Here is a 12,197-nt window from a genome sequence, read left to right on the forward strand (position 1 = left end):
CTGCAGGAGTACCAGAGGGAGAAGCTTTAGCATATTTAATAGCACCACCTCTAGAAGCTATGTATGCACTTGATGTAGCATTAAAAGCAGCAGATGTAAGATTAGCAGCTTTCTTTGGACCACCATCAGAAACTAACTTTGGAGGAGGACTTTTAACAGGAAGTCAATCAGCATGTAAAGCAGCATGTGATGCTTTTGCTGATGCTGTGAAATATGTTGCTCAAAATCCATTAAAGTTCTAAAAGGAGTTGTTTAAATTATGAAAGCGTTAGGAATGATTGAAACAAGAGGAATGGTTGGAGCGATAGAGGCTGTAGATGTGGCGTGTAAGACGGCAGATGTAGAGGTACTAAATAGACACCTTGTAAAAGGTGGAATAGTAACAGTTGAAATAGTTGGTGATGTTGGTGCTGTAAAAGTTGCAGTAGAAGCAGCAGCTGAAGCAGTTAAAAGATTAGGAGTTTATATGGGAAGTCATGTAATTCCAAGACCAACTGAAGAAGTATACAATATGCTAGAAAAAAAAAGAGAACATAAAACTGTAGAGAAAAAAGAGGTTCCAACAAAAGAGGTTGTAGAGGAAGAGATAATTGTAGAGCTTCCAGAAGAAAATGAAGTAATTGTAGAAGATATAGTAGATGAGATAGAGACAAAACCAGTAGTAAATAGAAGAGATAAAACTAAAAAATAAATAAGGAGAGGATATTTATGGCAACTTTAAATGCATTAGGAATGGTAGAAACAAGAGGATTAGTAGCAGCGATAGAGGCAGCAGACGCAATGGTGAAAGCAGCAAACGTAACTTTAATAGGAAAAGAGATTGTTGGAGGAGGACTTGTGAGTGTTTTAGTTAGAGGAGACGTTGGAGCAGTAAAAGCAGCAACAGATGCTGGAGCAGCAGCAGCAGATAGAATTGGAGAGTTAATCTCTGTTCACGTAATTCCAAGACCACACTCAGATGTAGAGGCAATTTTACCAAAAGAAGCAAAGTAGAAAAATATTTTAGGGAGTGACATATTAGTCGCTCCCTAAAAATAATGAAAGGAGAAGAGATGAAAGCATTAGGTATAGTTGAATTCAATAATATTCCAAAAGGTATTGAGGAATTAGATAAAATTATAAAATTTAATGAATTAAAAATATATAAGGCTGGAGTAACTTGTCCTGGAAAATATTATTTTATAGTTTATGGAGATAACTCTTCAGTTAAAGATGGATTAAAAGATTTAACAGGAGAACGTTGTAAGCAAATTATTTCTGGAGTAAGTGAAAAGCTTTTAGAAGCATTAAATAGAAAAAGAGAAGATAAAAAATTTAAAGCAATAGGTGTAGTTGAATTTTTGAATATAGCTGATGGTGTTAAAGTTTTAGATCATGTGATTAAAAGTGTTGATGTAGATATAGTTAAATTAGTTTTAGGATGGACACTAGCAGGAAAATGTTATTTTGTTGTAGGAGGAGAAACGAGTTCTATAGATGAGGCAATAGTTTTAGTTACAGGATCATCTTATAAATATATGGATATTAGTAAAATAAATAACCCAGTTGAAAACATACTTGATTATATTTAAGTTTTAATAGGGAGGCAAAATGGATAGAGATTTAATGTCAAGACAAGAGGTAAGAGATTTAATAAGAAAATCAAAGGAAGCTCAGAAAATATACGCCACATTTTCTCAAGAGAAAATAGACAGTATCATATGTTCTATGGTAGAGGGGATAAAAGGGTATAGTGAAAAATTAGCTAAGATGGCTGTTGAAGAAACTGGTTTTGGAAATTGGCAAGATAAAGTTTTAAAGAATAAGTTTGCTTCAGAATATGTATATGAATATATAAAAAATATGAAAACTGTTGGTGAGCTAAAAAATGAAAATGGAGTTTTAGAGATTGGTGTTCCTTTAGGTGTTATAGCAGGATTGATTCCGTCAACAAATCCAACATCTACAACAATTTATAAAACAATAATATCATTAAAAGCTGGAAATGGAATAGTGGTAAGTCCTCATCCAAATGCTAAAAATTGTATAATTGAAACAGCTAATTTATTAAAAGAGATTGCAGAAAAAGCTGGAGCACCTGAAGGACTAATTGGTGTAGTAAAAACAATAACTATGGATGCAACAGAGGAGCTAATGAAACATGAAGATACAGCATTAATATTAGCTACTGGTGGAGAGGCTATGGTAAAAGCTGCATATAGTTCAGGAAATCCAGCAATAGGAGTTGGACCAGGGAATGGGCCAGCGTTTATAGAGAAAAGTGCAAATATTAAATTAGCTGTAAAGAGAATTTTAGATAGTAAAACTTTTGATAATGGAGTTATATGTGCTTCAGAGCAATCTATAATTGTAGAAAAAGTAATAAGAGAACAAGTGAAAGAGGAACTATTATCTCAAGGAGGATATTTCTTAAATCCAGAAGAATCTAAAAAACTTGCTAACTTTATTTTAAGAAGTAATGGAACTATGAATCCACAAATTGTAGGTAAAAATGCTTTAAGATTAGCACAGATGGCAGGAATAAATGTTCCATGTGATACTAAAGTTTTAATTTCAGAAGAGTGTGAAGTTTCAAAAAGAAATCCATACTCTAGAGAAAAATTAGCTCCGATTTTAGCATTCTATGTTGAAAACACTTGGGAAGAAGCGTGTGAAAGATCTATTGAGATATTAAATGTAGAAGGAAAAGGACATACTATGGTTATTCACTCTGAAAATGAGATGGTTATAAGAGAGTTCGCTCTAAAAAAACCTGTTTCAAGACTTTTAGTTAATACACCAGGAGCTTTAGGTGGAATTGGAGGAACAACTAATCTTGCTCCAGCACTAACTTTAGGGTGTGGTGCAGTTGGAGGAAGTTCAACTTCAGATAATATAACACCACTAAATCTTATAAATATAAGAAGAGTTGCTTGGGGAGTTAGAGAATTAGAGGATATAAAAGGAGAAAAGAAAAGCTGTGAAGCATCACAAGATAAATTAGAAGAGATGGTAAAGAGAATAGTAGCAGATATATTAAATAGATAGGAGAGGTACTTATGGTTCTAACAGAGGAAAAATTAAGATCTCTTTATAAAAAAGATGAAAATATGAAAGAGATTTCTTTAGAAAAAGGAACAATTTTAACTCCTTCAGCAAGACAATTTTTAATAGATAAAGATATAAAGATAGTTGATAAAATAGTTGGAAAAACAGAGGATGTTAAAGAGTTTAAAGAGATGAGAAATGAGGAATCAAAACCTAAGTACAAAGGGATATTAGGAGAGCTTTACGTTGAAAAGCCAGAATATATGACTCAAATATATGGAAATGTTTTAGTAAAAAAAGATGATAAAAGAATAATTTTTAGAGGTGTAATAGATTCTTTTCAAAGTCGTTGGTTAGTTTTAATGAAAGACTTAGAGGAGGTTAAAAACGCTAAACTTCAAAAAGATTTAGAGAGTATTGAAAAGTTTATAAAAAACATTTTAGTTTCAGAGGTTATAGGAGAGGCATTAGTTGATATAAAGGTTTTAGAAAAAAGTTTAGATGAGATTAGAGATATATCTCATAATCCTAAAAAATATTTTAATAGAGAGCACCTTTTTGGAATATGTTCAAAAGATAGTTATCCAGTTATAAAATTAAATGAAATGAGAGCGCTATCTAGAGAGTTAGAGATTAAAGGTGTAGAAGCTTTTGTTAAAGAGAATGGAACAATTGAAAGAAGAGACATCCTATTAGCACTAAATAGATTAAGTAGTGCTATCTATATAATGATGTTAAGAGGGGTGACAGGAGAGTATGGAAATCGATGAGATTGTAAAATTAGTAAAGGATGCTGTAGAAAAAGAGTTAAACCAAAAAGAATATAAAAATATGAAAAGAATTCCAATAGAAGCTTCAGGTAGACATATTCACCTTTCAGAAGAGGATGCAGAGGTTTTATTTGGAGAGAGATATCAATTTAATAAAGTGAAAGATCTATCTCAACCTGGACAATATGCTTGTAAGGAAAGAGTTAGATTAGTTGGTCCAAAAGGAGTAATAGAAGGAGTAATAGTTTTAGGGCCATTTAGAGGAAGTACTCAAGTTGAACTTTCATTAACAGATGCTAGAACTTTAGGTGTAACTCCTGTTTTAAGAGAATCTGGAAGTACAAAAGATACTCCAGGAGTTTTAATAACAAATGGTGATAGATACTTAAAGTTAAAAGAGGGAGTAATTGTAGCTAAAAATCATATTCATATGACAGAAGAGGACTCAAGAAGGTTAAACTTAAAAGATAAGGATAAGGTAAAAGTAAAAATTTGTGGTAGTTTAAGACCAATGATTTTTGAAGATGTTGTTGTGAGAGTGAACAATAGATTTTCTCTAAATATGCATATAGATTACGATGAGGCTAATGCTTGTTTTTTAACCAAAGACTCTTATGGAGAGATTTATGAATGAAAATGATTTACTAGATATTATAAGAAAAGAGATAGAAAAGTATATAAGAGAAAAAAATAGTTCACAAGGAAAAAGTATAAAAGAAAAAATAACTCTTTTGGGAGAGGATTTAATACTTAAAGAGGAGTTAGAAAAAAGATTTGAAATTTCAGATGAAAGTAATAAAATAATAGTTTTTTCATTGGAAATTGATGAATTATTTTCCATTTCAAATGCAACATATATAAATCCAAAAACAGAGTTGATAATAAAATCTCTATTAAAAAATAAAAATATATATTTAATAGAGGAGGGAATATCTTGGCGAAGTTATAATTGTGAAGTTAAAAAAATAGCCGATAAGTATTTAATTTATGAAAAAGAATTGAAAGAGATGGGTATAAAAATTATTAAAAAAATAGAAATTCTTGATCATTTAGATAACACTAAAAGGAAAAAATATTTTGATAAAAAAGTTATGACTCTAAAGGATGTAAAAGAGATAGAAAGAGAAGCAGCAGATGAAATAGTTGTTTCAGATAAAATCTTTATAACAGACTCAGCCAAGGAATATTTAAAAAATTCAGCTTTAGAAATAAAAAAAGGGTGATTTTATGGTTATAGGAAAGATTATTGGAAATGTTTGGGCAACAAGGAAAGATGAGTCTTTAAATGGTTTGAAATTTATGATAGCTCAACTTGAAAACGGAGAAAAAATAGTTGTATGTGATTATATTGGAGCTGGAACAGGAGATATGGTTCTTATAACAAAAGGAAGTGGAGCAAGAAAAGTTTTAGAAAATGAAAGTATACCAATTGATGCAGTAACAATTGGTATTATAGATGGATTTGAGGAAGGTGAATAGATGAAAAAGAAACTTATTACCTTGGAAAATGTAGAGGAGTTTATAGTAGGAGATGAACTGAATATGTCAAAAGATATGATTCTTCTTCCTAAAGTAAATGATTATTTAAAAAATAAAGGGGTAAAGATTCGATATGTATCTGATAGTTGTAAAAGTTTAGAAGAGAGAATTAAATTGATTTTAACTAAAGATTTTAACATATCAGATGAAAGAGTAATCAGTGAAGTCTTAAAAAAAATTAAAGGGGGTATAAATAATGGGGATTAATGAGATTATCATTTATATAATGGTTTTATTTATGGTAATTGGGGCAATAGATAAATGTTTAGGAAATAAATTTGGTTATGGTGAGAAGTTTGAAGAGGGAATTATGGCAATGGGTGCTCTAGCTCTAGCAATGGTTGGAGTAATATCACTTGCTCCAGTATTAGCCAAAATACTTCGTCCAATAATTTCTCCAGCTTATACAATGCTTGGGGCAGACCCGGCAATGTTTGCTACAACATTATTAGCAAATGATATGGGTGGATATCCACTAGCAATGGAGCTAGCACTTTCACCTGAAGCTGGAAAATTTGCAGGGCTAATACTAGGGGCAATGATGGGACCAACTCTTGTTTTCACAATTCCAGTTGCACTTGGAATAATTGAAAAAGAGGATAGACCATACTTAGCAAAAGGTATACTTGCTGGTATGATTACAATTCCAATTGGTTGTTTAGCTGGAGGATTAACAGCTGGATTCCCATTAGAGTTAATACTATCTAATATACTTCCAATAATAATATTTTCAGCTTTAATATCTTTAGGTCTTTGGAAAATACCTGAAAAGATGACTAATGGATTTACAATTTTTGGAAAAGGAGTAGTTATTGTTATAACAATTGGTTTAGCTGCATCGATAATTGAAACATTAACAGGAATTGTTGTTATTCCAGGAATGGCTCCAATAACAGATGGTATTGAAATTGTGGGAAGTATAGCAATCACATTAGCTGGTGCGTTTCCATTAGTATTATTCTTAACTAAAGTTTTAAATAAGCCACTTACAAAACTTGGAGAATCACTAGGAATGAATGAAAAAGCAGCAGCAGGATTAGTGGCAACACTTGCTAACAATATCCCAATGTTTGGATTAATGAAAGAGATGGATAAAAAAGGTAAAGTAATAAACGTAGCATTTGCCGTAAGTGCGGCTTTCGTATTTGGAGATCACTTAGGATTTACTGCAGGAGTAGATTCACAAATGATATTTCCGATGGTTGTTGGAAAGTTAGTTGGTGGTATAACAGCAGTTATTTTAGCAAAATTTATGTTCAAAAATATAGAAGGTGAAGCAAAATGATAAATATAGATGAGTTAGAACTAGAAAAAATAATTAGAAAAGTTATAGAGAAAGAGTTAAGAGGAGAAAAAAGTATAAAGTATGTAGATCCATCAGGTGTAGCTGTTGTAAAAGCTGAAAAGATAGAGAAAGTTAAATTTGATACAGGAAATCCTCAGGATCAAGTTTATGTAACAGATTTATTCTCTTTAGAAGAAAGCCCTAGAATTGGTGCAGGTATGATGGAGATGACAAAGAGTACTTTCGATTGGACATTAAATTATGATGAGATTGACTATGTAATAGAGGGAAAATTAGAAATTGTAATAGATGGAAGAACAATTACAGGTGAAAAAGGAGATGTTCTTCTAATTCCAAAAGGATCAAGTATAAAATTTAAAGCTACAGAATATGCTAAGTTTATCTATGTTGTCTATCCAGCTAACTGGATGGAACAGAAGTAGGTGGGGTTATGAGAGAATATTTCATAAAACCAAAAATAAAATCAGGTGAAGATTCTTTAGACTGTTTAAAAACATTAAAATATTCAAGCTACCTTATAGTAACAGATAAAGCTATGGTAGATTTGAAAATAGTTGATAAAATTTTAGAGAAGTTACCTAAAGATTCAAAAGTAAAAATATTTAAAGATGTAACTCCTAATCCAACAGTGGAAATAGTTGAGAGAGGATTAAAAGAGATTGTTTATTTTTCTCCTCAGTGTGTAATTGGTTTAGGTGGTGGTTCACCAATAGACGCTTGTAAAGGTATTTTATATTTTAATTTGAAAATAGAAGATGAGCTAAGAATAAAAAGAGAAAAACCATACTTTATTGCAATACCAACAACAAGTGGAACAGGATCAGAAGTAACATCATACAGTGTTATAACTAAGGGAGATAAAAAAATTGCACTGGCTAATGAAGAGATGTTACCAGATTTAGCAATATTAAATCCAGAGTTTATGAAGACACTTCCATCTAAAATAATAGCAGATACTGGTATGGATGTTTTAACTCATGCACTAGAGGCTTATGTTTCTACAATAGCAACACCTTTTACAAATTCATCAGCTAAAGAAGCTATAAAAATTATTAAAGAGAATTTAGTAAACCATTTTAATAATCCACAGTTACTCCTTCCAAGAGAAAATGTGCAGTACGCTTCTTGTATGGCTGGAATAGCTTTTAATAACTCATCTTTAGGTATTAACCATAGTGTAGCACACTCTATTGGAGCAAAGTTTCATATATCTCACGGAAGAGCTAATGCTATAATAATGCCATATATAATTGAAGTTAATACAAAAGCTTGGAAAAAATATAGTGAACTTGCAAAACTTTTAGATTTTAATCCAATTGATGATGAAAATGGAAAAAACCTATTTAATGGATTTGTAAAAAAACTAAAGGAAAATTTAGGAATAGAAAAATCTTTGAAAGATTTAGGTATAAACTTTGAAGAGTTCAAAATTAAAATTCCAGAGATTTTAGAAGATATAAAAGGGGATATATGTACAGAGTATAATCCCAATAGATTAACTGATGAGGATTATATAAAACTTTTATTAAAAATCTATTTCGGTGAATAATACAGAAATGGCGTGGATTACCACGCCATTTTATATTAATTACTTGCCCCTTTAAAACTACTTTTTTTCATCTCTTTTAAAAACTCTTGAAGTTCATTCTTTTCATCATCTGTTACAGAAGAGACTTCTTTATTCAAAAGTTCAATAAATCTATTTTTTGACATATAATCACTCCCCATAAATTATTTAAAATTAACAATCCACTTTTCAATTCTGTCATCTGTTAAGTTACTCTGATTTGATTCATCAATAACTAAACCAATAAACTTATCATTTTCAATAGCTGTCGACTCATCAAAAGTATATCCATCAGTTAAAGTTGACCCAATAATAGTTGCATTAGCGTCAGTTGCAGCAATATATAAATCCCTCATTCCATTGACGAAACTAGAAGAGAAAGCTTCTTGATTTCCAACTCCTACAATTCCAATTTTTTTTCCAGTTAAATTTAAGCTTTTTAATTTTTCCAAAGGTCCAATCCAGTCATCTTGTATATCTCCTATTCCCCAAGTAGAAGTTGCTAGTATAGCAGCATCGAATTCTAAAATTTTGTCAATATCACCTGCATGAAATACTTTTGCATTTAATAAAGTTCCCAATTTTTCAGCAACTTGTTCAGTAACTCCAGTAGTACTTCCATAAAATATACCAATATTCATAAATAAACCTCCTTAATTATTATTGATATGATTATATAATAAAATATTTTGAAAATCAAGATATTTTTAAATAAAAAAATAGAAGAGTTTTTAAAAACTCTTCTAAAAATTCTTTTATAGGTAATTAATAATTCTATAAAGCCAGTTTGCTAAAGGATCTTTAATTTCAACCATTTCACAATAAAGCTCTTTTAACATTTGTTTTTTTAGATCTTTAAATTGCTCATTATAAAATAGGTTATCAATCTCTTCAGGATCTTTTTCTAAATCATAAAGCTCACAAAGATCAGTTGCATTAAAAACAATTTTATATCTTTCATTTCTCCACATTCTTTGTTCAAAAGATACGAAGTGACCAGAAAGTTGTCCTAAAATTCCATTTCTTTTGTCGTATGCTTCATTTCTTAGTAATGGAAGAAGAGATTTTCCATCGAAGAAATCAGAATAACTACCATTGATAAGGTCACTACACGAAGGAGTCAAATCATGTAAGTAAACCATGGCATCTTCTCTTTCCCCTTTTCTAGAAGATTTAGGATCTTTTATAATCATTGGAATTCTATAGGTAGTTTCAAACATAAACTCCCCTTTTTCAATCATCTTATGGGCACCCATAGCATCTCCATGATCAGCAGTAACAGTTAAGAATATATCGTCATAAAGTCCCTCATCTTTTAAGAATTGGAAGAACTCACCAAGAGCATCATCAATAAGAGTTATATATCCCCAGAATTTAGTAATAACTTCTTTCCATCTCTTTTCGCTAGCATCCCACATTCCCCACATTTTAGAGATATTTTTATAATGATTTGGCTTATCTTTTAGAGGTTCATAAAAACTTCTATCAAGAGTTACATCATCAGGATTATACATAGAGTAATAAGGTTCTGGAATTACACATGGAGTGTGAGGTCCCCAAAAGTTCATCCAAATAAAAAATGGTCTTCCCTCTTTTTTAGCTTGTAAAATCTCTTTTTTAGCTTCATCAATTACAAAGAATGGTAGTGTAGCTTCTTTAGGACAATGAAGTTTTCCACAAAGTTCTTGTACTCTAAGATGTGGGTTTTCTCCAAAATATTCATCTGTAACTTTAGGGGTTTCAAATCCTTTTTCTTCTAACCATTTTACATATCTATTCTCTTTTTTAGGTCCTTGATCAAAAACCATATTCTCATAAACATTACTTCCAGGATATCCGTATCCATCGAAATTATGACCAATAAATCCAAAATCTTTAGGTAAAATATTTCCTCCTACATGCCACTTTCCAATATATATTTTTTTATGATCTTTTAAATCTGAAATTATATTTGGATTATTTAAACTAGGATCTTGCACCTCAGCTTTTTCAACATTTCTAATTATCTTGTGATTTGTTGGCATTTGACCTGTAAAAAGTGATGTTCTTGCAGGACAACAAACAGATGCAGGAGTATATGCTCTATCAAAAATAACACCCTCATCAGCTAACTTATCCATATTAGGAGTTTTAACAACATTATGTCCATAACACCCTAACATATCAGTACGAATTTGATCTAATAAAATAATTGCTATATTTTCCATCTACGACTCCTTTTAACTTATTTTTTATATTCTGTTGTGTATATAAATCTATCCCCTCTTATGTATGCTAAAGTATATTCAAAAATTTTATTGTTGAACCATAGTTTTTTTTCAATTTCCATTCCTAAATTACAATTTTTGATTTTCATAAGTTTTTGCAAATCATCATTTAATATACAAGGTCTAAACTTTTCAACTCCTTTTTCAAAAACTATTCCATATTTTTTTTCTAAAATATCATAAAGTTTTTTATCAGATAGATCCATTTTTTCTAATCCTTGAAGGGTTTCTGCTAAAAAATGTATTTTTTCATAAAGTATAGGTTCATTATCAGCATATCTAACCCACTCAATAATGAGAACATTTTCAGTTGTAATCTCCATTTGTTCTTGTATTTCCTCTGTTGGAGAAAAAATTCCAATAGATAAAATTTTAGAGTATGGTGTTTTACCAGATTTTTTTATATCATCAAAAAGTTTATTTAAGCCCGATTTATTTTGAATAATAGGCATTGGTGTAACAAATGTCCCCTTACCTCTAATCTTTTGTATAAGATTATCTTGTTCAAGTTTTTCTAAAGCTTTACGAATAGTAATTCTACTTACATCGTAATTTTCACATAGTTGCATTTCAGTAGGTAGTTTTTCAAACTCTTTTATTTTCCCTTTTTCAATACTTTTTTTAAGTTCTTTATAAATTCTTTCGTAGTTACTGTTACTTTTCTTTATTTTACTCACCTCGAGTATTAGAATTTGTATTATTTGTTATGCTCATTTTTTATCATATAAATGATTTTTTTTCAAGAATTATTTGTCTTTTATAAACATAACAAATATAACAACTTTGTAAAAAATATATGTTTACTATGAAGTTTAGAGTATTACATTTTTTATAAAAAAATAATATATAAAATATAAAGAAGCCAACTAAAGTTTTTTCTAGTTGGCTTCATTTTAATTAAATTTTTAAACTATCTTCAATTAATTTTTTAGGATCTTGAATTGCTATTTTTGTTTTAACATCTAGTGTTTTTATATTTTTAAATCTTTGAGGTTCTTTTATAGCTACATCATGTGCGAAGATTACAACTTTAGCATTTTCAATATCTTTTTGAGTAATTCTATTTACAATACCATTAGCCCCTTGAGTTTCAACTTTTATTTTAATCCCCATTTTAGCAGCTGTTTTTTCTAAAGCTTTAGCGGCTAAGAATGTATGAGCAACTCCAGATGGACAAGATGTTATAGCTAAAACATCAGCTTCACCTTCATCTACTACACCTTCGTAATTTAACTCCTCCATCTCCTCTTCTAAAGTTTCAGGAGCGATAGGTTTTAAAGTATTAACAATTAAAGCTGTAGTTAATGCACCTAAAATAGTTCCAAGGATATATCCAAATTTCCCTTCAACTACTGGTAAAACAATCCACCCTCCCCAAGGAGCATGATTGATACAGTTCATTAAAAAACCAACAATGTTTCCAACAACTCCACCAGCAACTATAGCAGGTAAAACTCTCATAGGATCAGCAGCAGCAAAAGGAATTGCTCCTTCACTAATACCAATTAATCCCATTATAGCAGCAGCCTTTCCAGCTTCTTTTTCATCCTTTGTATATTTTTTAGGAGATAAGAAAGTAGCTAAAGCCATTCCAAGAGGAGGAGTACAAATTGCGATTCCAACTCCACCCATTAACCAAGGTTGTGTGTCAACTTGAGTTTGAGCAAAAAGTGTAGCAACTTTATTAATAGGTCCACCCATGTCAAAAGCTGTCATTCCAC

Annotated in this window: 18 protein-coding genes; 13 read left to right on the forward strand and 5 right to left on the reverse strand. The window is 30.6% G+C overall.

All coding sequences use genetic code 11. The features are described from left to right. The 13 genes from Q0V08_RS07230 to Q0V08_RS07290 form a co-directional block, all read left to right on the forward strand. On the forward strand, nt 1-242 hold a 242-nt coding region (locus Q0V08_RS07230), incomplete at its 5' end, for a BMC domain-containing protein (protein WP_297433457.1). A 17-nt stretch (nt 243-259) separates the two neighbouring features. Further along, entirely contained in the window at nt 260-691 is a 432-nt protein-coding gene (locus Q0V08_RS07235; RefSeq protein ID WP_297433459.1) for a BMC domain-containing protein, read from the forward strand. 17 nt (nt 692-708) lie between these two features. Continuing rightward, entirely contained in the window at nt 709-993 is a 285-nt protein-coding gene (gene eutM, locus Q0V08_RS07240; protein ID WP_023050577.1) for an ethanolamine utilization microcompartment protein EutM, read from the forward strand. A 59-nt stretch (nt 994-1,052) separates the two neighbouring features. Next, entirely contained in the window at nt 1,053-1,571 is a 519-nt protein-coding gene (locus Q0V08_RS07245; protein ID WP_297433462.1) for a BMC domain-containing protein, read from the forward strand. Nucleotides 1,572-1,590: 19 nt separating this feature from the next. Then, entirely contained in the window at nt 1,591-3,027 is a 1,437-nt protein-coding gene (locus tag Q0V08_RS07250) for an acetaldehyde dehydrogenase (acetylating) (protein WP_297433464.1), read from the forward strand. Nucleotides 3,028-3,038: 11 nt separating this feature from the next. Further along, nucleotides 3,039-3,797, forward strand: coding sequence for an ethanolamine utilization protein (locus Q0V08_RS07255; protein WP_297433465.1), 759 nt, complete (start codon nt 3,039-3,041; stop codon nt 3,795-3,797). Further along, nucleotides 3,784-4,431, forward strand: coding sequence for a phosphate propanoyltransferase (gene pduL / locus Q0V08_RS07260; RefSeq protein WP_297433467.1), 648 nt, complete (start codon nt 3,784-3,786; stop codon nt 4,429-4,431). The genes Q0V08_RS07255 and pduL overlap by 14 nt, the downstream gene beginning before the upstream one ends. Next, nucleotides 4,424-5,020, forward strand: a complete 597-nt coding sequence (locus Q0V08_RS07265; RefSeq protein ID WP_297433469.1) for a hypothetical protein — start codon at nt 4,424-4,426, stop codon at nt 5,018-5,020. The genes pduL and Q0V08_RS07265 overlap by 8 nt, the downstream gene beginning before the upstream one ends. Before the next feature lie 4 nt (nt 5,021-5,024). Further along, nucleotides 5,025-5,276 carry a EutN/CcmL family microcompartment protein gene (locus Q0V08_RS07270; protein ID WP_023050583.1) on the forward strand — a complete coding sequence of 84 codons (252 nt, stop codon included), beginning with the start codon at nt 5,025-5,027 and terminating at the stop codon, nt 5,274-5,276. After that, the gene (locus Q0V08_RS07275) at nt 5,277-5,543 is read left to right on the forward strand and encodes a hypothetical protein (protein ID WP_297433471.1); all 267 of its coding nucleotides are present in this window, start codon (nt 5,277-5,279) and stop codon (nt 5,541-5,543) included. It begins immediately after the preceding gene. After that, nucleotides 5,533-6,621, forward strand: coding sequence for an ethanolamine utilization protein EutH (gene eutH, locus Q0V08_RS07280; protein WP_297433473.1), 1,089 nt, complete (start codon nt 5,533-5,535; stop codon nt 6,619-6,621). The genes Q0V08_RS07275 and eutH overlap by 11 nt, the downstream gene beginning before the upstream one ends. 5 nt (nt 6,622-6,626) lie before the next feature. Further along, nucleotides 6,627-7,064, forward strand: coding sequence for a cupin domain-containing protein (locus Q0V08_RS07285; RefSeq protein ID WP_040407131.1), 438 nt, complete (start codon nt 6,627-6,629; stop codon nt 7,062-7,064). An 8-nt stretch (nt 7,065-7,072) separates the two neighbouring features. After that, on the forward strand, nt 7,073-8,191 hold the full coding sequence (locus tag Q0V08_RS07290) for a 1-propanol dehydrogenase PduQ (protein WP_297433475.1): 1,119 nt from the start codon (nt 7,073-7,075) through the stop codon (nt 8,189-8,191). A gap of 35 nt (nt 8,192-8,226) precedes the next feature. On the opposite strand, the gene Q0V08_RS07295 is transcribed toward Q0V08_RS07290, so the two are convergent. From Q0V08_RS07295 to Q0V08_RS07315, 5 genes are all read right to left on the reverse strand, one after another. Continuing rightward, nucleotides 8,227-8,355, reverse strand: coding sequence for a hypothetical protein (locus tag Q0V08_RS07295; RefSeq protein WP_297433477.1), 129 nt, complete (start codon nt 8,353-8,355; stop codon nt 8,227-8,229). An 18-nt stretch (nt 8,356-8,373) separates the two neighbouring features. Continuing rightward, complete coding sequence (locus tag Q0V08_RS07300; protein ID WP_297433479.1) at nt 8,374-8,850, reverse strand: flavodoxin; 477 nt, start codon at nt 8,848-8,850, stop codon at nt 8,374-8,376. 114 nt (nt 8,851-8,964) lie between these two features. After that, entirely contained in the window at nt 8,965-10,416 is a 1,452-nt protein-coding gene (locus Q0V08_RS07305; protein ID WP_297433481.1) for a sulfatase-like hydrolase/transferase, read from the reverse strand. Between the two features lie 17 nt (nt 10,417-10,433). Beyond that, entirely contained in the window at nt 10,434-11,153 is a 720-nt protein-coding gene (locus Q0V08_RS07310; protein ID WP_297433483.1) for a GntR family transcriptional regulator, read from the reverse strand. A gap of 220 nt (nt 11,154-11,373) precedes the next feature. Then, the coding region (locus Q0V08_RS07315; RefSeq protein WP_297433485.1) for a fructose PTS transporter subunit IIB at nt 11,374-12,197 on the reverse strand (824 nt) is incomplete at its 5' end.

Origin of the sequence: uncultured Cetobacterium sp. (genome assembly GCF_947038635.1) — a bacterium.
Classification (GTDB): Bacteria; Fusobacteriota; Fusobacteriia; order Fusobacteriales; family Fusobacteriaceae; genus Cetobacterium_A.